24 protein-coding genes are annotated in these 20916 nt (G+C 68.0%); 17 read left to right on the top strand and 7 right to left on the bottom strand.

Features of this window, described 5'->3' with window-relative positions:
* Positions 1-148 precede the first annotated feature (148 nt).
* The 9 genes from CSC78_RS17670 to CSC78_RS17630 all read left to right on the top strand — a co-directional run bounded on the left by CSC78_RS17670 (position 149) and on the right by CSC78_RS17630 (position 8610).
* Entirely contained in the window at positions 149-541 is a 393-nt protein-coding gene (locus CSC78_RS17670; protein WP_162339175.1) for a PTS sugar transporter subunit IIA, read from the top strand.
* Positions 534-803: an HPr family phosphocarrier protein gene (locus CSC78_RS17665; RefSeq protein ID WP_162339174.1), complete on the top strand. Its 270-nt coding sequence runs from the start codon at positions 534-536 to the stop codon at positions 801-803. Before CSC78_RS17670 ends, CSC78_RS17665 begins: the two co-directional genes overlap by 8 nt.
* Before the next feature lies 1 nt (position 804).
* Positions 805-2526: a phosphoenolpyruvate--protein phosphotransferase gene (gene ptsP / locus CSC78_RS17660; protein WP_162339173.1), complete on the top strand. Its 1722-nt coding sequence runs from the start codon at positions 805-807 to the stop codon at positions 2524-2526.
* Positions 2527-2746: 220 nt separating this feature from the next.
* Positions 2747-4108, top strand: coding sequence for a magnesium transporter (gene mgtE / locus CSC78_RS17655; protein WP_162339172.1), 1362 nt, complete (start codon positions 2747-2749; stop codon positions 4106-4108).
* Positions 4109-4120: 12 nt separating this feature from the next.
* Positions 4121-4732, top strand: a complete 612-nt coding sequence (locus tag CSC78_RS17650) for a DUF1294 domain-containing protein (RefSeq protein WP_162339171.1) — start codon at positions 4121-4123, stop codon at positions 4730-4732.
* A gap of 160 nt (positions 4733-4892) precedes the next feature.
* Positions 4893-5744, top strand: a complete 852-nt coding sequence (locus CSC78_RS17645) for a DNA ligase (RefSeq protein WP_162339170.1) — start codon at positions 4893-4895, stop codon at positions 5742-5744.
* Positions 5745-5820: 76 nt separating this feature from the next.
* A complete protein-coding gene (locus CSC78_RS17640) occupies positions 5821-6624 on the top strand; it encodes a carboxylesterase family protein (protein WP_238391334.1) in 804 nt (267 codons plus the stop codon).
* A gap of 3 nt (positions 6625-6627) precedes the next feature.
* Positions 6628-6906, top strand: coding sequence for a hypothetical protein (locus tag CSC78_RS17635; RefSeq protein ID WP_162339169.1), 279 nt, complete (start codon positions 6628-6630; stop codon positions 6904-6906).
* A 144-nt stretch (positions 6907-7050) separates the two neighbouring features.
* Positions 7051-8610 carry a GGDEF domain-containing protein gene (locus CSC78_RS17630; protein ID WP_162339168.1) on the top strand — a complete coding sequence of 520 codons (1560 nt, stop codon included), beginning with the start codon at positions 7051-7053 and terminating at the stop codon, positions 8608-8610.
* A 178-nt stretch (positions 8611-8788) separates the two neighbouring features.
* Here the strand turns inward: CSC78_RS17630 and CSC78_RS17625 are convergent, their stop codons facing one another.
* The 3 genes from CSC78_RS17625 to CSC78_RS17615 all read right to left on the bottom strand — a co-directional run bounded on the left by CSC78_RS17625 (position 8789) and on the right by CSC78_RS17615 (position 10845).
* A complete protein-coding gene (locus CSC78_RS17625; RefSeq protein ID WP_162339167.1) occupies positions 8789-9733 on the bottom strand; it encodes an aspartate carbamoyltransferase catalytic subunit in 945 nt (314 codons plus the stop codon).
* 19 nt (positions 9734-9752) lie between these two features.
* Positions 9753-10202 carry a Holliday junction resolvase RuvX gene (gene ruvX, locus CSC78_RS17620; protein ID WP_162339166.1) on the bottom strand — a complete coding sequence of 150 codons (450 nt, stop codon included), beginning with the start codon at positions 10200-10202 and terminating at the stop codon, positions 9753-9755.
* Between the two features lie 76 nt (positions 10203-10278).
* On the bottom strand, positions 10279-10845 hold the full coding sequence (locus tag CSC78_RS17615; RefSeq protein ID WP_162339165.1) for a YqgE/AlgH family protein: 567 nt from the start codon (positions 10843-10845) through the stop codon (positions 10279-10281).
* Between the two features lie 101 nt (positions 10846-10946).
* On the opposite strand from CSC78_RS17615, the gene CSC78_RS17610 reads away from it, so the two are divergent.
* Together CSC78_RS17610 and CSC78_RS17605 are read left to right on the top strand one after the other, a co-directional pair.
* Positions 10947-11492, top strand: coding sequence for a DNA-3-methyladenine glycosylase I (locus CSC78_RS17610; RefSeq protein ID WP_162339164.1), 546 nt, complete (start codon positions 10947-10949; stop codon positions 11490-11492).
* A gap of 94 nt (positions 11493-11586) precedes the next feature.
* Complete coding sequence (locus tag CSC78_RS17605; protein ID WP_162339163.1) at positions 11587-13101, top strand: acetyl-CoA hydrolase/transferase family protein; 1515 nt, start codon at positions 11587-11589, stop codon at positions 13099-13101.
* A 150-nt stretch (positions 13102-13251) separates the two neighbouring features.
* Here CSC78_RS17605 and CSC78_RS17600 read toward each other — a convergent pair whose 3' ends face one another.
* Complete coding sequence (locus CSC78_RS17600; RefSeq protein WP_162339162.1) at positions 13252-13764, bottom strand: DUF6622 family protein; 513 nt, start codon at positions 13762-13764, stop codon at positions 13252-13254.
* Positions 13765-14033: 269 nt separating this feature from the next.
* On the opposite strand from CSC78_RS17600, the gene CSC78_RS17595 reads away from it, so the two are divergent.
* From CSC78_RS17595 to CSC78_RS17585, 3 genes are read left to right on the top strand one after another with little or no spacing between them, the layout of a single operon-like run.
* A complete protein-coding gene (locus CSC78_RS17595) occupies positions 14034-14546 on the top strand; it encodes a DUF2975 domain-containing protein (protein ID WP_162339161.1) in 513 nt (170 codons plus the stop codon).
* A gap of 1 nt (position 14547) precedes the next feature.
* Entirely contained in the window at positions 14548-14769 is a 222-nt protein-coding gene (locus tag CSC78_RS17590) for a helix-turn-helix domain-containing protein (RefSeq protein ID WP_162339160.1), read from the top strand.
* A 49-nt stretch (positions 14770-14818) separates the two neighbouring features.
* A complete protein-coding gene (locus tag CSC78_RS17585) occupies positions 14819-15817 on the top strand; it encodes an alpha/beta hydrolase family protein (protein WP_162339159.1) in 999 nt (332 codons plus the stop codon).
* 47 nt (positions 15818-15864) lie between these two features.
* Here CSC78_RS17585 and CSC78_RS17580 read toward each other — a convergent pair whose 3' ends face one another.
* The 3 genes from CSC78_RS17580 to CSC78_RS17570 form a co-directional block, all read right to left on the bottom strand.
* Positions 15865-16251, bottom strand: coding sequence for a glutaredoxin family protein (locus tag CSC78_RS17580; RefSeq protein ID WP_162339158.1), 387 nt, complete (start codon positions 16249-16251; stop codon positions 15865-15867).
* A 113-nt stretch (positions 16252-16364) separates the two neighbouring features.
* Positions 16365-17495 (bottom strand): PilT/PilU family type 4a pilus ATPase, encoded by a 1131-nt coding sequence (locus CSC78_RS17575; RefSeq protein WP_162339157.1) that lies wholly within the window; start codon positions 17493-17495, stop codon positions 16365-16367.
* 131 nt (positions 17496-17626) lie between these two features.
* The gene (locus tag CSC78_RS17570; RefSeq protein ID WP_162339156.1) at positions 17627-18664 is read right to left on the bottom strand and encodes a type IV pilus twitching motility protein PilT; all 1038 of its coding nucleotides are present in this window, start codon (positions 18662-18664) and stop codon (positions 17627-17629) included.
* Between the two features lie 93 nt (positions 18665-18757).
* Here CSC78_RS17570 and CSC78_RS17565 point away from each other — a divergent pair, with 93 nt between their 5' ends.
* The 3 genes from CSC78_RS17565 to proC are packed head-to-tail and all read left to right on the top strand — an operon-like array spanning position 18758 to position 20879.
* On the top strand, positions 18758-19435 hold the full coding sequence (locus CSC78_RS17565; protein ID WP_162339187.1) for a YggS family pyridoxal phosphate-dependent enzyme: 678 nt from the start codon (positions 18758-18760) through the stop codon (positions 19433-19435).
* A 20-nt stretch (positions 19436-19455) separates the two neighbouring features.
* The gene (locus tag CSC78_RS17560) at positions 19456-20031 is read left to right on the top strand and encodes a hypothetical protein (protein ID WP_162339155.1); all 576 of its coding nucleotides are present in this window, start codon (positions 19456-19458) and stop codon (positions 20029-20031) included.
* Between the two features lie 8 nt (positions 20032-20039).
* Positions 20040-20879, top strand: coding sequence for a pyrroline-5-carboxylate reductase (gene proC, locus CSC78_RS17555; RefSeq protein ID WP_162339154.1), 840 nt, complete (start codon positions 20040-20042; stop codon positions 20877-20879).
* Positions 20880-20916 lie beyond the last annotated feature (37 nt).

The following is a 20916-nucleotide window of genomic DNA, read 5'->3' as shown; positions in this document are numbered from 1 at the left end:
TTGCTCGGCTGACACCCGCTCCATACTCGGGCGTCAGAGCAGCGAAGCGAGCTCCGGTACGGGGACGCGGTGGCGACGCATCATGTCACCCTGACCGTTCCATCGGCGCCGCTTCCAGCCCGTCATGCCCGTCTGTTAACGTTCCGGCATGGCCTGTGGCATTCTTCTTGTGACTCATCCTGGCGTGGGCGCGGCGATCCTGGCGGTCGCCACGTCGCTGCTGCGACAGCTGCCCCTGAAGGCGGAAGCCTTCGAGGTGCCGTTCGACGCCGACCTCGATGTCCTGCTCCCGCAGGCATCGGCCGCGTTACGGCGCGTGGACGGTGGCGATGGCGTGCTGGTGCTGACCGACCTGTACGGCGCCAGCCCCAGCAACCTGGCCGGCAAGCTGGCCCGCCTGGGCACACCGGTGCGCCGCGTGTCGGCGCTCAGTCTGCCCATGCTGCTGAGGGTGATGAATTATCCGGAACAGGGACTGGACGACCTGCCTGCCACTGCGGCGGCCGGCGCACGCAATGGAGTCATTCACGACGATGCTTGAACGCGAACTCATCATTTCCAACCGCCTCGGGCTGCACGCACGCGCCACCGCCAAGCTGGTGCAGACGCTGTCCGGCTTCCGCTGCAATGCCACGCTGGCGGCCAAGGGCCGTGAGGTGAACGCCAAGAGCATCATGGGCGTCATGCTGCTCGCCGCCGGCCAGGGGACGCCCGTCATCGTCCGCATCGACGGCGAGGACGAGGCAGCCGCCATGCAGGAAATCGTGTCGCTGTTCGAGCGACGATTCGACGAGGAGTCCTGACATGAGGGCGCTGCTGCCGGGCCATGGGGCTTCGCGTGGCAGTGCGCTGGGACGTGCCCGGGTCCGCCTGCCGCATGTGCTGGAGGTCGCCGAGCAGCACGTTCGCCCCGATCAGATCGACGACGAAGTCGGCCGCCTGCACGCGGCCGTCGAGGCCACCCGCGCCGAGATGCACAGCCTGCGCGCGCGCCTGCACGGCGCGCTGGCCAAGGAGGTCGGCGAGTTCCTCGACCTGCATGCCCTGCTGCTGGACGATCCCGAACTGCTGCAGGGCCTGGACGAGCTGATCCGTACCGGCCGTTACACGGCCGACTACGCACTCCGGCTGCAGCGCGACCGGCTGGCCGCCGTCTTCGACGGCATGGACGACGCCTACCTCAAGAGCCGCATGGACGACCTGGACCATGTGATCGGCCGCATCCACGCGCACCTGCACCAGCGCGCGCCCGACGCGCCCGCGGTGGCCGGCGAGATCCTGGTCAGCGACAACGTGGCGCCATCGGAACTGGCGGAACTGCAGCAACACGGTGTGGTCGCGGTCGTCACTGCCGCCGGCAGCGCGCTGTCGCACAGCGCCATCCTCGCGCGCAGCCTGCACCTGCCGCTGGTGGTAGGCAACGCGCAGGCGCTGCAGAAGATCAACGACGGCGACGTGCTGCTGGTGGACGGCGCCACCGGCGAAGTGGTGGTCGATCCCGACCCGGACGACCTGCGTCGCTACCGCGAGCGCCTGCGCGAGGCCGCCAGGGAAGCGCGCGAACTCGGACGCCTGCGCTCCAAGCCCAGCCGCACCCGTGACGGCATCGACATCGCCCTGTGGGCCAATGCGGAATCGCTGGAAGACGTGGCGAACGCGCACGCCCTCGGCGCCACTGGCGTCGGCCTGTACCGCACCGAGTTCCTGTTCCTGCAGCAGCGTGAGCTGCCCAGCGAGGAGCAGCAGTTCCAGGTCTACCGCGACCTCGTGCTCGGCATGGGCGGACGGCCGGTGACCATCCGCACGCTCGACCTGGGAGCCGACAAGGCGGACCGTGCCGGCCTGGTCGTCGGCGACGAAGAGAATCCCGCCCTCGGCGTGCGCGGCGTGCGCCTGTCGCTGGCCCATCCCGGCGTGTTCGACACCCAGCTGCGCGCCATCCTGCGCGCGTCGAACTACGGACCGGTGCGCGTGCTGGTGCCGATGGTCAGCGGCCGCGAAGAGATGCTGGAAGTGCGTCGCCGGCTGCAACGCGCCGCCCTGCAGTTGCGCAAGCAGGGCCACGAGATCGCGGTACAGCTGGAACTCGGCGCGATGATCGAAGTACCTGCCGCAGCGATCGCCCTGCACGGCTTCGTCGACGTGGTCGACTTCGTCTCCATCGGCACCAACGACCTGGTGCAGTACCTGCTGGCGGCCGACCGCAACAACGATGCCCTGGGAGAACTGTATTCGCCGCTGCATCCGGGTGTGCTGCGGCTGCTGCGGCACGTGATCCGCACCGGCGCCGAACACGACATCCCCGTGGCGATATGCGGCGAGATCGCCGGCGACGCCGCGCTCGCACCGATCCTGCTGGCGCTGGGCCTGCGGGAGTTCAGCCTGCACCCGGCCACGCTGCTGGAAGTACGCAAGGCCATCCGTGATGTCGACTTCGGCGACCTGCAGGCGCGCACCGACAAGCTGCTGCAGGCGCGCGACCGTGCCGGCATCGAGCGCTGGTTGAAGGCGGCGGTCGCGAGCTGACAGCACCTGTAGGAGCGCCCCATGGGCGCGATGCTTTTCCGCTTTCGTACCCAACGCAACAGCATCGCGCCCATGGGGCGCTCCTACAGCAGCATAGGGTCTTGTACGGATGGCTTGTACAGGGTGTCCATAACTCGCAGGCCGGGCGATAATGGCGCAATGAACGCCTGATGCCCCGGTCGCATCCGCCTGACGGATCGGCCCCATTCCGGAGTACCGAATGGTCGAGACCATCCGCCACGACAAGACCGCACGCCAGTTGCGCCTGCTCTCCGACGCGCTCGACAGCGGTCGGCTGGGACCCGTGCGCCGGCTGGTCAATACCTTGTCGCCCGCGGAGATCGGCAACCTGCTGGAGTCGCTCCCGCCTGGCAAGCGCGAAGTCGTCTGGGGCCTGGTCGATCCCGAGGACGACGGCGAGGTGCTGGTGCACGTCGGCGACGAGGTGCGCGAAAGCCTGCTGGCCGACATGGACACCGACGAGATCGTCGCCGCGGTCGAGGACCTCGACATCGACGATCTCGCCGACCTGGTCGAAGACCTGCCCGACACCGTCATCGACGAAGTCCTCAAGTCGATGGACCGCGAGAACCGCGAGCGCCTGGAACAGGTGCTGTCGTACGCCGAGGACACCGCCGGCCGCCTGATGAACCCGGACGTGGTCACCGTGCGCGCCGACGTCAACGTCGACGTGGTGCTGCGTTACCTGCGCCTGCGTGGCGAACTGCCTGACCACACCGATCACCTGTACGTGGTCAGCCGCCGCCACCAGTATCTCGGTCGCGTGCCGTTGGCCGCGCTGGTCACGCATGAGGACACCACCCCGATCAACCGCCTGATCGACGACGAGCAGCCGGCCATCGACGTGGGCGAGAGCGCACAGGAAGTGGCGCGCCAGTTCTCCGACCACGACTGGGTGTCGGCGCCGGTGGTGGACGACAACAACATCCTGCTCGGCCGCATCACCATCGATGACGTGGTCGACATCATCCGCGAGCAGGCCGAGCACCAGGCGCTGGGCGCCGCCGGTCTGGACGAGGACGAGGATCTGTTCTCTCCGGTCAAACGCGCGGTTCGTGGTCGCGTGGTGTGGCTGGGCATCAACCTGTTCACCGCGTTCATGGCGGCGACGGTCATCGGCCAGTTCGAGGTGACGCTGGAGAAGATCGTTGCACTCGCGGTGCTGATGCCCATCGTGGCGGGCATCGGCGGCAACGCGGCCGTACAGGTATTGACGCTGATGGTGCGTGGCCTGGCGCTGGGTCAGGTGGGTTCCAGCAATGCCCGCATTCTGCTGTGGAAGGAAATCCGCGTCGCCCTGATCAACGGCTTGCTGATTGGCGGCATCGTCGGCGTGATCGCCTTCGCGTGGTTCCGCAACCCGCTGCTGTCGCTGGTGATCGCGCTGGCGCTGATCATCAACTTCTGCGCGGCCGCCACCGCCGGCGTGCTGCTGCCGCTGCTGCTCAAGCGCATGAACATCGATCCCGCCGTCGCCGGCACCGTCGTCGTCACCGCGGTCACCGACGTGATGGGCTTCTTCTGCTTCCTCGGCCTGGCCACGCTGATCCTGCTGCACTGAGGCCGTCCATCGATGGAGCGACTCGGCAAGGTCAGTGAGTGGAACGACGACCGTGGCTTCGGCTTCATCGCGCCGCTCGATGGCGAACCCACCCGCGTGTTCTTCCACGTCCGCGACTACCGGCTGGATGGCCGCCGGCCCGAGGTCGGCGAGCTGGTGAAGTTCAGGGTGCAACGCCAGCCCGACAGCAAGTGGCGGGCGCAGGCGGTGCAACGGACGGTTCCCGCCGTGCGCCGCGCCAGTCCGGCGACGCCTGCATGCGGTCCTTCGCGGCCGCCGTCGGTCGTCCCGGGCGCGGTGGCCGTCCTCGCCTACGCACTGCTGATCGCGTGGGGGATCCGCGCAGGCCGACTGCCGGCCGAGGCGATGTTCCTGCCGATGATCCTGTCGGCGATCACGTACGTGGTCAACGCGCTGGACAAGCACGCCGCGCAGACGGGCCGCTGGCGCACGCAGGAGACGACGCTGCATCTTCTGGAACTGCTCGGCGGCTGGCCCGGCGCGTGGGTCGCGCAGCAGACGCTGCGGCACAAGTCGCGCAAGCCCGGCTACCGTGTCGCCTTCTGGACGATGGTGCTGCTGCACGTTGCCTCTCTGTGTGCGTGGCTGTGGACGCGGCGTTGAGCCCGCCACCGTCGTGCGCTTGCTCATCGGCGATCCGATAACGAGTTTCTGATGCGCGACGCCGCGTCGGGCACTTCCTACGCACGGCCGCGGCATGCGCCGATCCCCGCGTTCGATCGCACGCGCGACGCTGACGTCCCCTCCGGCCCGGTCCGCCGCCATGCGTCTGCTGCTCACCGCCCTGCTGTGCCTGCTGATCTTCCCCGTCCTGTCGGCACCGCCGCCCGATCCGATGCTGGCGACCGCCTATCGCGAAGGCGTCCCCGTCGACACCTTCCTGGTCAGCGAGAAGCTGGACGGGGTGCGTGCCCGTTGGGATGGCCGGGCACTGTGGACCCGCGGCGGCGCACGGATCGCGGCGCCGCCGACCTTCACGCGCGGCTGGCCGGTCGAGCCGATGGAGGGCGAACTGTGGATCGCGCGTGGCCGCTTCGACGACATCAGCGCCCTCGTCCGCCGCGTCGGCACCGATGCGCAGGCCTGGCGCGACGTGCGTTTCATGGTCTTCGACCTGCCGATGCATCCGGGACCGTTCGCCGAGCGCGTCGTACGCATGCGCTCCATCACGTCCGCCGCAGGCAACACGCACCTGCAGGCGATTCCGCAACGACGCTTCGATACCGCCGCGGCGCTGGACGCGGAGCTTGCCCGCGTGGTCGCCGCCGGGGGCGAAGGGCTCATGCTGCATCGGCGAACCGCCCGCTATCGCGCCGGGCGCAGCGAGGACCTGCTGAAGTACAAGCCGCATGAGGACGCGGAGGCGCAGGTCGTCGCTCACCTGCCCGGCAAAGGCAAGTACGAAGGCATGATGGGCGCACTGCAGGTACGCATGCCGGACGGGCGAAGTTTCCGCATCGGCACCGGCTTCACCGATGCGCAGCGGGCCGCGCCGCCACCGCTGGGTGCATGGCTCACCTACCGCTACAACGGCCTGACATCGAACGGACTGCCGCGCTTCGCCCGGTTCATGCGGATGCGCGACGAGATACCGCTTCCCGCTACTGCGCGCTGACGCAGAGGATCGATGTGGCGCCGTCCGCCACGCGACGGGGTATGCTGCCGTCCGTTACCCTCGGACCGCGACCGCCATGCGCTCTCTCGCCACCACCTGCCTGGGCCTGCTGCTGATCCTGATGACCGCCTGCACCACGACCTCCCCCATGAACCCGACCGGCGAATTCGTCTCGCGCGAGATCACGCTGGAAGGCAAGGCGTACCGCTACCAGGTGTTCGTGCCCGCCGCCCGCTTCCGCAACGGCAAGCCGCCGGTGGTGCTGTTCCTCAACGGTTCCGGCGAGCGCGGCAGCGACGGGGTGAAGCAGACGATGGCAGGCCTGGGACCCTACCTGCGCCAGCATGCGGATACGTTCCCGGCCGTGGTGGTGTTTCCGCAGGCACCGGACGACACGGAGTGGACCGAGTCGGCCGGCCCGATCGCCTTCGCCACGCTGGATGCGGCGATGAAGGAATTCAACGGCGATGCGGACCGTGTTTCGCTGACCGGCATGTCGATGGGCGGTTACGGCACCTGGGAACTGGCGATGCAGCAGCCCACCCGCTTCGCCGCACTGGTGCCGGTCTGCGGCGGCATCACCGTCGACTGGACCGATGCGCGCCCGGGCCTGCGCGTGCACAGCGTCGGCGACGCGGCCGATCCATTCGCCGCCGCCGCGCAGCGCCTGAAGGACGTACCGGTGTGGATCTTCCACGGCGGCCAGGACAACGTGGTACCGCCGTCGCAGTCGCGCCGCATGGAGGCCGCCCTGAAGGCCGCGGGTGCGCGCGACGCGCGCTACACCGAATTCCCGGACGCCAACCACAACAGCTGGGACGCGACCTACGCCTACGCGCCGATGTGGGACTGGCTGTTCGCGCAGCGCCGCGGGCACTGAGCGATGGCCGAGCTCGTTTCCGACTATTTCACCGCCGGGTGGCGCGAGCGCGCATTGGCGTGCCCTTGCGGCTGGCACGGCGACAGCCGCGCAATGGCCATGGAACTGCACGACGCCGTCACCGACTACGCCTGCCCGGCATGCGGCAACCTGCTGCTGATCGTCTCGCACCCCTCGCTGGACCAGGTCCGCGCCGCAGCCACGGCAGGCAACGAGGAAGCCATGGCCCAGTTGGCCATCATCGAAGAAGCCCGGGCCCGGTTCCCCCCGGACGCCGCCTGACCCGCCGCGGGTCCTGCATCACGCTTCCGGCGCGTACACCGGTGGTCGGGCCACCGGGTCCTCAACCTGCGCCCAGGGCGGCCGATAACCCGGCATCCCCTGGTGGCCGACGGGCATCCGCCCATGGCTGTGAGAGCGACGCGAATGGCTGACGTGGCCGACGACAACTCCGGTGTTACTGGCGGCTTCCGCCGGCTGTGGGCACGTCGCCGCGACGGCGGCGCGTCGGCCTCGCGCGAGCTCGCCACGACCCGGGCGGCCGGCCCGCATCCGGCGATCAGCAGCGCGCAGCTGCAGGCGCTGTTCGCGCACGCCGAGGAGCCGGGCGCCCTGCTGTCCGCGTTTGCCGACGGCGTCGCCGGCCTGCCGGGCGAACTGCACGGCATGGGCGAACGCCTGCAGTCCGCGCAGGCCGACAAGGACTGGCCGCGCTATGGCCGCGCGCTGCGCCAACTCATCGACAAGTACATCCGCACCATCCAGGACGAGCCGCTGGCGGGCGAAGCCGAGCAGTTGCGCGACCTGTTGCACCACCTGCTCGTCGGCGGCATGGAACAGTTGCTGCGCGACGACGGCGCGCTGCTTCCGCAGGCGCATGCCCTGGCGGACCGCGTGCGGCAATGGCAGGCCAACCAACCCATCGGCGAGCTCGGCACCGACCTGCGGGACCTCTGCCAGCAGGTGAGCCAGCGCTCGCACGAAGTGGACGACGCGCAGGAGCTGATGCGCAGCCTGTTCGACCTGCTGCTGGAAAACGTCGGCGAGCTGATCGAGGACGGCAGCTGGCTGCAGGACCAGATCGGTGCCGTGCGCCAGTTGCTCGCCGGACCGCTCGACCGCACCGCGCTGGAGCAGACCCGCGCGGGCCTGCGCGAAGTCATCTACAAGCAGGGCCTGCTGAAACAGGGCCTGGCCGAGTCGAAAGCCTCGATGAAGGAGATGATGGTGACCTTCGTCGAGCGTCTCGACGGCATGGCCAACAGCACCGGCGAGTACCACGACCGCATCAGCTTCCACGCGCAGGCCGTGCGCGACAGTCGCAGCATCGCCGAGCTGGGCAAGCGGATGGAGGACATCCTGGAAGACACCGCGCAGGTGCAGGCACAGGCGCTGCGCGCGCGCGACAGTCTGCTGGAGGCGCGCCGCGAGGTGGAGGACGCCGAACGCCGGGTGATGAACCTGGAGCAGGAACTGCAGTCCGTCTCCGAACTGGTGCGTGTGGACCAGCTGACCGAGGCACTGAACCGGCGCGGCTTCGACGAACTGTTCAAGCGCGAATCGGTTCGCGCCCTGCGCAGTGGCCAGACGCTGACACTCGCGCTGCTGGACCTCGACGATTTCCGCCACATCAACGCCGCGCACGGCCACCTCGGCGGCGACGCGGCCTTGTGCCACGTCGTGACGCTGGCGCGCGCCACGTTGCGCGCCACCGATGCCGTTGCACGCTTCGGCGGCGAGGAGTTCGTGCTGCTGTTGCCGGAAACCAGCTTCCTCGAAGCGATGGGCACGCTGGAGCGCCTGCGCGACCGGCTGGCGCACAAGCCCCTCGTCTACGAAGGCCGCGGCATCCTGGTGACCTTCAGCGCCGGCGTGGCGCGCTGGCAGCCGGGCGAATCGCAGGACGAACTGCTCGCACGCGCCGACCGCGCCATGTACCAGGCCAAACAGGCCGGCAAGAATCGCGTGGTTTCGGCGCCGGAGTGAGCACGGCGCAGGGATCCTTGCGCCGTGTTCGTGATTGATCGTCATTCCGGCGAGGGCCGGGACCCAGTGTCTCTGATTCTGATGAATGAAGTCGCCGGGTTCCGGCCTTCGCCGGAATGACGGAATCGGGATGCCTTCTTGAACCGCTCGCCCACGCTTGCACCACGTCGAGCGTCCCTCAGCCCAGCAGCATCTCCAGCACCGCCATGCGGATGGCGACGCCGTTGCTGACCTGGCGCAGCACGAGCGACTGCGGGCCGTCGGCCACCTCGTCGGTGATCTCGACACCACGATTGATCGGCCCGGGGTGCAGCACCACTGCATCCTTCGCAGCACGCTTCAGGCGCGTCGTGGTCAGGCCGTAGTCGCGGTGGTAGTCCTCGAGCGAGGACACCAACCCTTCCTCCATGCGCTCACGCTGCAGGCGCAGCATCATCACCACGTCGACGCCGTCGAGCATCGCGTCGAAGTCCTGCCCGGTTGCGCAGCCTGCCAGCGTGCCGTCGTCGGGCAGCAGCGAGGTCGGCCCGCACACGCGGATCTCGCCCGCGCCGAGCGTACGCAGCGCGTGCAGGTCCGAGCGCGCCACGCGCGAGTGGTTCACGTCGCCCACCATCAGGATCTTCAGGCGCGAGAAGTCGGCGCCCTTGGCCTGACGGATCGTCAGCACGTCCAGCAGGCCCTGGGTGGGATGCGCGCTGCGGCCGTCGCCGGCGTTGATCAGTGCCGTGCCCTCGCCCGCCTCGGCGGCCAGCGCGGCGACCGCGCCGTCGTCGGCATGGCGGACGATGAAGCCACGCACGCCCATCGCTTCGAGATTGCGCAGCGTGTCGCGCGCGGTCTCGCCCTTGCGGGTCGAGGAGGTGGACGCATCGAAGTTCAGCACGTCCGCGCCCAGCCGCTGCGCAGCGATGTGGAACGAACTGCGCGTGCGCGTGGACGGTTCGAAGAACAGCGTGCAGATCGTGGTGCCGTCGAGCACCTGCCGGCGCGGCGTGCGGCCGAGCGCGGCGTCGCGGATCTGGCCGGCGCGGTCGATCAGGCGGCACAGCGTGTCGCGCGGCAGGCCGTCGAGGGTAAGGAGGTGGCGCAGGCGTCCGTCGGAATCGAGTTGTGGGGTCATGGGGCGTGGTCGAGGGTGATCAGGTCAGCTGGGTCGCGTCCTGGGGCGCGGCCAGCCAGCGTTCGATGATGACAGCGGCCGCGACGGCGTCGAGCGCGGCGGCATCGCGACGGCGCTTGCGGCCTTCGGCGCGGTCCAGCGCGAAACGTTCCGCGGCTTCGACGGAACTGGTGCGCTCGTCCACCAGCACCACCGGCAACTGGTAGCGCGTGCGCAGCTCGCGGGCGAAGGCGTGGGCGCGCTTGCGGTTCGGCTGGTCGCCGCCCTCCAGCGTCATCGGGTCGCCGACGACCAGACCGTCCGGTTTCCATTCCGCATGCAGCTTGTCGATCGCCGGCCAGTCGGGGCCGTGACCGTGCACGTCGATCACCGCCAGCGCGCGTGCGCCGGTACCGAACGCGCTGCCCACGGCCACGCCGATGCGGCGGGCGCCCACGTCGAATCCCAGTACGGTGCCATCCAGCTTCATGCCCAGTGCCTCCGTTCGATGCGGTCTGCGCCATCCTGCGACGGCGTCCGTGGAAACGGCGTCGGCGGGCGCGGATTCATGCGTGGCCGCTGTAGTCCGTCAGCCGGGTCATGTCCACGCCGATCCGCTGGCCGGCCGTCTGCCAGCGCTGTTCCAGCGGCACGGTGAACAGCAGTTCGGCGTCCGCCGGTGCGGTCAGCCAGCTGTTCTCGCCCAGTTCGTATTCCAGTTGGCCTGCGCCCCAGCCGGCGCAGCCCAGTGCCACGACGGCGTGCGCCGGGCCTTCGCCGACGGCCATCGCTTCGAGGATGTCGCGCGAGGTGGTCAGGTACAGGCCGCTGGCGACTTCCAGCGTGGATTCCCAGGTGTGGCCGCTGTCGTGCAACACGAAGCCACGCTCGGGATGCACCGGCCCGCCGGCCAGCACGACCTGGTCGTCGAGCCGGGGATCGTGGGAGGCCAGGTTCATCTGCCGCAGCACCTCGCCCAGCGTGTACTCGGACGGGCGATTGACGACCACGCCCATGGCGCCTTCGTCGTCGTGCTGGCAGATCAGGGCGACCGCGCGGGCGAAATGGGGATCGGACAGCGCCGGCGAGGCGATCAGCAGCTGGTTGGCCAAGGGCGTGGCGACGTCTTGCATGGGCACCATTCTAGCCCGGCCCCGCATGGGCCGCGCCTGTGCGGACGGTTCCTGTCCGCAACCCGCCATAGAATCGGCGTTCCCTTTCCAGGCACGCGCCCATGTCAGGCTATTGCGACATTGCCCCCGGCCATCCGCTGCACGGCCCCTACCACGACCGCGAATACGGCTTTCCGCAACGCGAGGAGGCCGTGCTGTTCGAACGCCTGCTGCTGGAGATCAACCAGGCCGGCCTGAGCTGGGAAACCATGCTGAAGAAGCGCGAGGGCTTCCGCGCCGCGTATAGCGGGTTCGACGTGGACAAGGTCGCCCGCTACGGCGACAAGGACCGCGCCCGCCTGCTGGCCGACCCGGGCATCATCCGCAACCGCCTGAAAGTCGAGGCCGCCATCCACAACGCGCAGGTCATCCAGCAGTTGCGCGGCAGCCACGGCAGCTTCGCCGCCTGGCTCGACGCGCACCATCCACTGCCGAAGACCGACTGGATCACGCTGTTCAAGAAGACCTTCCGCTTCACCGGCGGCGAGATCACCAACGAATTCCTGATGAGCCTGGGCTATCTGCCCGGCGCGCATCGCGAGGACTGCCCGGCCTTCACGCGCGCGGCGAAGCAGCGCCCGCCGTGGATGGCCGCCGGGGAGCATTGATCCGGCGCAATCCGCGCGCGCCACGATGGGCGTATCCTGCCGCGCCGCCCCACGGGGCGATAATGCGCGTTTCGCCAAGCCGATGCTCCTTACGATGCACGAAGACCGTATCCGCCATGCCGGCCTGCGCGACCGCGTGACCAGCGCCGAGCATGCCGCCAGCCTCATCCAGCCCGGCGAGACGGTCGCCATGAGCGGCTTCACCGGCTCCGGCTATCCCAAGGCGGTGCCGTTGGCGCTGGCGACGCGCATCGAACAGGCGCATGCGGCCGGCGTGCCGTTCCAGATCAAGCTGATGACCGGTGCGTCGACGGCACCGGAACTGGATGGCGCCCTCGCCAAGGCCGATGCCATCGCGCTGCGCATGCCGTTCCAGAGCGACCCCGACGCACGCAAGCGCATCAACGACGGCACGCTGGATTACATCGACATCCACCTGAGCCATGTGGCGCAGCATGTGTGGTTCGGCTTCTACGGCCCCATCGATACCGCGGTGATCGAGGTCTCCGCCATCCGCGAGGACGGCACGCTGGTGCCGTCCACCTCGGTCGGCAACAACAAGACCTGGCTGGACCTGGCGAAGAAGGTCATCGTCGAAGTCAACGACTGGCAGCCCGCCGACATCGAGGGGATGCACGACATCTACTACGGCACCGCGCTGCCGCCGCACCGCAAGCCGATCCCGCTGGAGCACGTGCGCGACCGCATCGGCGACACCGCGCTGCGCTGCGACCCGGACAAGATCGTCGCGGTGGTCCGCACGCACGGTCCCGACCGCAACAGTCCGTTCACGCCCATCGACGGCACCAGCGAGCGCATCGCCGCACACCTGATCGACTTCCTCAAGCACGAAGTCACGCAGGGCCGCCTGCCGCCCAACCTGCTGCCCTTGCAGTCCGGCGTCGGCAACATCCCCAATGCAGTGCTGGCCGGGCTGGCGAAAAGCGGCTTCCGTGGACTGACCGCCTTCACCGAGGTCATCCAGGACGGCATGCTCGACCTGCTGCGCGACGGCGTGCTGGACGTGGCGTCATGCACGGGCTTCGCGCTCAGCCCGGAGGCGAACGAGGCGTTCAAGCGCGACATCGCCTTCTACCGCGAGCGCATCATCCTGCGCACGCAGGAGATGTCGAACCATCCGGAGCTGGTGCGCCGCCTCGGCTGCATCGGCATGAACGGGATGATCGAGGCCGACCTCTACGGCAACGTCAATTCCACCCATGTGATGGGCAGCCGCATCCAGAACGGCATCGGCGGCTCGGGCGACTTCGCCCGCAACGGGTTCATGTCGGTATTCCTGAGCCCCAGCATCGCCAAGGGCGGCAGCATCTCGGCGCTGGTGCCGATGGTCAGCCACGTGGACCACACCGAGCACGACGTTTCGGTCATCGTCACCGAACAGGGCCTGGCCGACCTGCGCGGCCTCACGCCCAAGCAGCGCGCCCGCCTGCTGATCGCCAACTGCGCGCATCCGGACTATCGCGACGCGCTGCAGGATTACTTCGACCGCGCCCTGCACTACAGCTACGGCAAGCACACCCCGCACCTGCTGCCGGAAGCACTGTCGTGGCATCAGCGGTGGCTGGACACCGGCAGCATGAAGGGCTGAAGAAGCCCTCGTAGGCTGGATGGAGCGAAGCGGCTTTCAACGGCGGAGCCGATCTACCCATCATCAAGATGCTGGCGAGGGTGCAAGCGATGGGTAGACCGGCTCCGCCGTTGAAAGCCGCCTTCGGCTCCACCCATCCTGCGTCGTTCTTCAGGCGCTGCGCTCGACCAGACGCTGTCCCTTCATCGTTCCCACCACCCGCACGGCGCGCGCCATGAACAGACCGCTGAACAGTCCGTAGGTTGCGGAAACCAAGGCCACCACCATCGTCGTGTCGAGGCCGCCAGGCTTGACCGCATGGGCGACCGCCACCGCGTACTTGAAGAAGAAGATACCCATCATCAGCGCCAGCGGCAGCCAACTGCCGGCCACCGTGAACTGCGCGGTCGCCGCGTCGTAGGACGCGGTGCGCGAGGGTCCACGAGCGAGGCCGATGGCAACGACGGTGCCCCATGCGCAGGCCCACGCGGCCAGCGCGGTGAGATGCGTATCGAACGTCGACCACACCGAGTACAGCGACCACCCCAGCATCGCGATCGGCAACACGATGAGTCGGCTACGCGAGACCTGCCGCGTCCGGCTCTGCACGCAACCGAGGTAGACCAGGCCGAAGAACAGGCCGAAAACCCAGAGCGGGGTGTGCGTAAGGATCTGCGTGATCACGAAAAGGTTCCTGGCGTGCCGACACCGCGTCGGGCTGGAACCATCATCCGATCCACGTCCACGCAACTGAGGTGCCGGAAGTCAGCACTTTCGGGTGCCGGATGTCGTATGCCAGGCATTCGCCCGTTGTCGGCTGCCTCACGGGTACGCCGGGATCGCTGCCGCTATGTAGCCGCGCTACCCGCTGGGACGCGGCCATGACCTTCAGCATATTTATTGTTTTTCGATATTACATATATCGTTTAACAACACGATTACCGGAGCCTCCCATGAACCGCATGCCTGCCCGCGCACTGACCATCGCCCGTCCCTTGCTGCAGGGACTCACGGTGCTGAACGTGCTGTACGCCGCGACGATCACCTGCCTGCTGTGCGCCAGCTTCTTCGTGGCCGACTGGCCCTGGAAACCGCTGGGTTTCGATCTGGCCACCATGCATCCGCAGGCACCGCTCGGGCTGCGCGCGATCATGGTCATCGGCATCGTATGCGCGTTGATCGTGCATGCGGTCCTCCGGCGCCTGGTGGCGATCGTCGACAGCGTGCGCGCCGGCGATGCGTTCATCCTTCCCAACGCGCAGCGCCTGAACGCGATCGCCTGGAGCGTGCTGGCGATCGAGCTGATGCGGTTGGCGGTGCTGGCGATCTCGGAAGTCGCGTCGCTCCCCGGCAGGATGACCGGACTGTCGCCGACGCCCTGGCTGGCGGTGCTGCTGCTGTTCGTGCTGTCGGGCGTGTTCGCGCACGGCGCACGCCTGCGGAGCGACCTGGAAGGGACCATCTGACATGGCCATCGTCGTCCGACTCGATGACCTGCTGCATGCGCGCCGCATGACGCTCACCGAGCTGTCCTCGCGCATCGACATCACCCTGGCCAACCTGTCCATCCTCAAGACCGGGAAGGCCAAGGCCATCCGGTTCTCCACCCTCGAGGCGATCTGCGAAGCGCTGGACTGCCAGCCGGGCGACCTGCTGGCGCGTGACCAGTCGCTGGCCGACGACGACTGACACGCGCCGGCCACCTTCGCCCTCCCTCTTCCACAGAGAGATCCGCTGCATGTCCCGCACGCTGATGATCGCGCTCGCCCTGTTGTCCGCCCCGTTCGCACCCGCGCTTGCCGCACCACCCGGCGATCCACCCGCCACCTTCCTCTCGCACGCCGACTGCTTCGAGCAGACACCGGACTACGAGAGCTGGCTGGCCTCCATCGTCGGCCGCGCCGATGCTCCTGCGGTGTCGCGGGAACAGCTGGCGTCGGTGGTGCCCGTCAAGGCATTCGACTTCGCACGCTCGGCATTCGACTGCCACGTCATCACGTATGCCAGCGGCGATCACGTCGTGGCCGGCTACCTCGTGCGTCCGAAAGCCGACACGGCGGCAGGCGCGCTGCCCTTGCTGGTCTACAACCGGGGAGGCAATGGCGCCTTTGGCCGGCTCGACGGCTTGCAGCTGTTCCAGACCCTGTTGCCGCTGGCCAAGGCGGGCCATGTGGTGGTGGCCAGCCAGTACCGCGATGCGGACGAATTCGGGGGGCAGGACGTGGACGACGTCATGCGCCTGATCGACCTGGCACGGACGCTGCCCGGCGTGCACCGCAGCCGCGTGTTCCTGCTGGGCCAGAGTCGCGGTGCGATGACCAGCTACCTGGTGGCGCGTCGCCGCTCCGACATCGCCGCGATGGCGACGATCGCCGGCCCCACCGATCTTGCCGCCGGGCTGGCCTGGCGACCCGGCATGGAGCGCGTCTACCGAGCCCGCATTCCCGGCTATGCCGACGATCCGCAGGGTGCGTTGCGGGCGCGCTCGGCGCTGCACTGGGCCGAGCAACTGCCCGCCCGGTTGCCGGTACTGCTGCTGCATGGCGATGCCGACGACCGCGTCAGCGTCGAGGATTCCCGCGCGATGGCCGCGCGCCTCCACCAGCTCGATCGCCCGCACAAGCTGGTGGTCTACGCCGGCGACGACCATGGCCTGCGCCAGAACCGTCGCGCTGCGCACGCGGAAATCCTGGCCTGGTTCAGGCAGGCGGAACCGGTGGAACACGGCGCAGAGTAGCGCTCGCCGCCGGATACGCCGGGGCGCGAACCATCAGGCGTGCCGGATCAGTCCCGGGTTTGGAAGTGGTACGCCACGACATCGGGCGTCGGCCGCATGCTGACCTCCCCGTCCACTTCGACGACAGGAAGCGCGTAGCCGCGGGGACCCGCCAGCCCCGTGCCATCGAACCGCTCGTGGAACGCGCTGCTGGCATGGGCAAGATCGAGGTCGACGTAGGTCACCGGGATATTGCGGCTCCGCAGGGAGGCGAGCATCTGCCGGGTGTAGCCGCATCCGTCGCGACCGTAGACAACCACGGTATTGCGGGACGAGGCGACGATGGCGGTCTCCATCATCGAAGACTCCAATCCCGCCTTGATGCGCTTGTAGGCGTGATGGCCGCCGCCCAACGCCACCAGCACAGCGACCAGAACAAGAAACGTACGCGACATGCTTCCTCCGTGAAGTATTGCTGCATTCGGCCCACGCCTTGGGCACGCGGTTCACTGCCTATAGAAAAGGGGCGATCGCTCGCCCCTTCCGGTCTTCGAATCCCACGGCCGGATCACCGGACTTCCGCAATCTCCACGCCATCCAGCCCCTGCGCCAGCGTGCGGGCGTCGCCGCCCTGGGCCAGCTTGATGCGCAGGCGCACCTCGTTCTGCGAGTCGGCGAAGCGCAGCGCGTCCTCGTAGCTGATCTCGCCGGCCTGGTACAGCTCGAACAGCGCCTGGTCGAAGGTCTTCATGCCGAGGTTGGTGGATTCCTTCATCACTTCCTTCAGCTTGTGCACCTCGCCGTCGCGGATGTAGTCCTGCACCAGCGGCGTGCCCAGCAGGATTTCCATCGCCACCCGGCGGCCCTTGCCGTCGGGCGTCGGGATCAGCTGCTGCGCCACCACGCCCTTGAGGTTCAGCGACAGGTCCATCAACAGCTGCGTGCGGCGGTCTTCCGGGAAGAAGTTGATGATGCGGTCCATCGCCTGGTTGGCGTTGTTGGCGTGCAGCGTGCACAGCACCAGGTGACCGGTTTCGGCGAAGGCGATGGCGTGGTCCATGCCCTCGCGGGTGCGCACCTCGCCGATCATGATGACGTCCGGCGCCTGGCGCAGCGTGTTCTTCAGCGCCGCCTCCCAGCTGTCGGTGTCGATGCCGACTTCGCGCTGGGTGATGATGCATCCCTCGTGCTTGTGCACGAATTCGATCGGATCCTCGATGGTGATGATGTGGCCCGTCGTGTTCTGGTTGCGGTAGCCGATCATCGCCGCCAGCGAGGTCGACTTGCCGGTGCCGGTGGCGCCGACGAAGATGATGATGCCGCGCTTGGTCATGGCCAGCGTCTTGATCACCGGCGGCAGGTTCAGTTCCTCGATGGTCGGGATGCGCGTCTCGATGCGACGCAGCACCATGCCCACCTGGTTTCGCTGGTAGAAGCAGCTGACGCGGAAGCGGCCCACGCCGGCCACGCCGATGGCGAAGTTGCACTCGTGGGTCTTCTCGAACTCCTCGCGCTGCGCCGGCGTCATGACGTTGAGCACCAGGTCGCGCGACTGCTGCGAGGTGAGCGGCGTCTGCGTGATCGGCGAGATCTTGCCGTGCACCTTGATGGACGGCGGCATGCCGGACGTGATGAACAGGTCCGACGCCTTCTGGTGCGCCATCAGCTTGAGGAAGGAGGTGAAGTCGATGGTGCTCATGGATGGCTCCTGTGGAACCGGGAATAGGGAATGGGGAATGGGGAATCGTGTTGCTGATCCGTTCCAACCCTTCCGTATCCCAGCGTTGAACTATTCCCGATTCTCTATTCCCAATTCCCGCGTCTCTTCGATTATTCGAAGAGACGCTTTTCCTTCGCGTATTCCTTGGCCTGCTGGCGCGTGATCAGGCTGCGCTTCACCAGATCCTGCAGGTGCTGGTCCAGCGTCATCATGCCGCTCTGCTGGCCGGTCTGGATGGCCGAGTACATCTGCGCCACCTTGTCCTCGCGGATCAGATTGCGGATGGCCGGGGTGCCGACCATGATTTCCCACGCCGCGGTACGGCCGCCGCCGATCTTCTTCAGCAGCGCCTGCGAGATCACCGCGCGCAGCGATTCGGACAGCATCGAGCGGACCATCGGCTTCTCGCCGGCGGGGAACACGTCGATGATGCGGTCGATGGTCTTGGCCGCCGAGCTGGTGTGCAGGGTGGCGAACACCAGGTGGCCGGTTTCCGCGGCGGTCAGCGCCAGGCGGATGGTCTCCAGGTCGCGCAACTCGCCGACCAGGATGTAGTCGGGGTCTTCGCGCAGCGCCGAACGCAGCGCCTCGTTGAAGCCGTGCGTGTCGCGATGCACTTCGCGCTGGTTGATCAGGCACTTCTGCGAGGTGTGCACGAATTCGATCGGATCCTCGACGCTGAGGATGTGGCCGTATTCGTTCTTGTTGATGTGGTCGATCATCGCCGCCAGCGTGGTCGACTTGCCCGAACCGGTCGGGCCGGTCACCAGGATCAACCCCTGCGGCTGCTGGATCAGCTCGCGGAACAGCGGCGGGCAACCCAGGTCTTCCAGCGTCAGCACTTCGGACGGAATGGTACGGAACACCGCACCGGCGCCGCGGTTCTGGTTGAACGCGTTGACGCGGAAGCGTGCCAGCGACGGGATCTCGAACGAGAAGTCGACCTCGAGGAACTCTTCGAAGTCGCGCCGCTGCTTGTCCGACATGATGTCGTAGACCAGCGCGTGCACCTGCTTGTGGTCGAGCGCCGGGATGTTGATGCGGCGCACGTCGCCGTCCACGCGGATCATCGGCGGCAGGCCGGCCGAGAGGTGGAGGTCGGACGCTTTGTTCTTTACCGAGAACGCCAACAGTTCGGCGATATCCATGACGCTGCTTCCCCAAGTTGCTGCGAACTGGAACCTTGATTCCCCGGCGGGCAGTATAGCGCCCTCGCCGTTCCCGCCAATGGTTGGATGAACATGCTCGCCGACACCCTCAGCGAGACCCTGCAACACCTTGAAAACGCAGCCAAAGACGCACATCGGCCACCCCCTGCGCTGCTGGCCGTGTCCAAGCTGCAGCCGGCCTCCGCCGTGGCCGAGCTGGCCCGCGCCGGGCAGCGCGCGTTCGGCGAGAACTACGTGCAGGAAGCGCAGGCCAAGATCGGCGAACTGGGGGGCATGGACCTGGAATGGCATCTCATCGGCCACCTGCAGTCGAACAAGGCCGACCTTGCCGCGCGCCTGTTCGACTGGGTGCAGACGGTCGACCGTCACAAATTGATCGGCGCCCTGTCACGGAATCGACCCGCCGACAGGCCGCCGTTGAGCGTGCTGATCCAGGTGAACATCGACGACGAGGCGAGCAAGCATGGCTGCCGGCCGGAGGAGATCGATGCCCTGGCCGATGCCATCGCCGAGGCGCCGAACCTGCGGCTGCGCGGACTGATGGCGATTCCGGCCCCGCACGAGGACGCGGCCCTGCGCGCCGCCGCATTCACCCGCATGCAGACGCTGCAGCAGGCATTGGCGACGCGGCATGCCGGCGTGGACACGTTGTCGATGGGCATGAGCGGTGACTTCGCGCAGGCCATCGCACATGGCGCGACGATGGTCCGTATCGGCACAGCGCTGTTCGGCGCGCGGCCGGCACCGTAGACCACCCCGGAGCTACCCCCATGGACGACGTGCCAGGCCGCATCCACTTCCCCGGCAATCCCTGGCCGGAAGGTCACGCGCTGACGGAGTTCGCATGGACCGCGCGCGTGGTCGACGGCGTGGTGTGGTGCGACCTGCACCTGCGCAGCGCGGACTACTACGCCGAGCGCGACATCGAGTTGGACGGGGACGACGACGAGGACCACGACAGTAGCTGGGAAGCGCCCGGCGTGTGGGGCAACTACCACCGCTGCACGCTGTCGTCGACGTTCTGGGACGACGAGGGTGGCTTCGCCGTCTGTCCCGTCGATACGTTCACGCCGGCCTGGCTGGATGGCCGGACGTTCGAGGTCGACACGATCGCCGGCGGTACGCTGGCCGACACCGAACTGGACGATCTCGCCTTCCATGTCTACCTGCTCGGCCACGACAGCGTGGCCAACCACCGCATCGCCTTCCATCGCGTCGGCGACAGCGACCGCTTCGACATCACCTGGTCGGGCGACATCGCCCTGACCTACGCCGGCGACGACGATCTCGAACACCGATTCGAGGCACGCATCGCCAATGTCCCTTTCCCGACGCTTCCTTCCTGAGGCCCGCCATGTCTCCCTCTTCTTCCCTGCTGACGCATCCGCTGGCCTTCATCGGCGGCGGCAACATGGCGCGCAGCTTGATCGGCGGCCTGCTCACGCGCGGCGCCGATCCGTCGCGCATCCGCGTGGCCGAACCCGCCGACACCCTGCGCGCCGCCCTCGCTGCCGACTTCGGCGTGCAGGCCTTCGCGGAAGCGAAGGAAGCCGCGCATGGCGCCGATACCTGGCTGTTCGCGGTGAAGCCGCAGGTGATGCGCACCGTCTGCGAAAGCCTCGCGCCGCTGGCGCAGGCCCAGCGTCCGCTGGCGGTTTCGATCGCCGCCGGCATCACCACCGCACAGATGCAGCGCTGGCTGGGCGGCGACGTGGCCGTCGTGCGCAGCATGCCCAACACCCCTGCCCTGCTGGGTGCCGGCGTCACCGGCCTGTACGCCAGTGAGGAAGTCGATGCTGCCGGCCGCCAGCGCGCGGAACTGCTGTTGTCCGCCGCCGGCCCGACCGTGTGGATCGACAGCGAGGCGAAGATGGACGCGGTGACCGGCGTATCCGGCAGCGGCCCGGCCTACGTGTTCCTGCTGGCCGAGGCGATGGAAGACGCCGCGAAGGCCGAAGGCCTGTCCGCCGATGCCGCGCGCACGCTGGTGCTGCAGACAGTACTGGGCGCGGCGCGCATGCTGACCGAAAGCGGCGAGACGCCGACGGAACTGCGCCGCCGCGTCACCTCGCCCAACGGCACCACGCAGGCGGCCATCGAGACGTTCCAGGCCGGCGGCTTCGAAGCGCTGGTCGCGAAGGCCGTGCACGCGGCGACCGTGCGTGGCGGCGAATTGTCGGCGGCGAACGAGTGAAGCGCCGCGACGATCATTTCCTCTGCCTGCATCGGAC

The organism is Pseudoxanthomonas japonensis, assembly GCF_010093445.1.
Taxonomy (GTDB): Bacteria; Pseudomonadota; Gammaproteobacteria; order Xanthomonadales; family Xanthomonadaceae; genus Pseudoxanthomonas_A; species Pseudoxanthomonas_A japonensis.
This window is presented reverse-complemented; position numbering and strand designations above follow the sequence as displayed.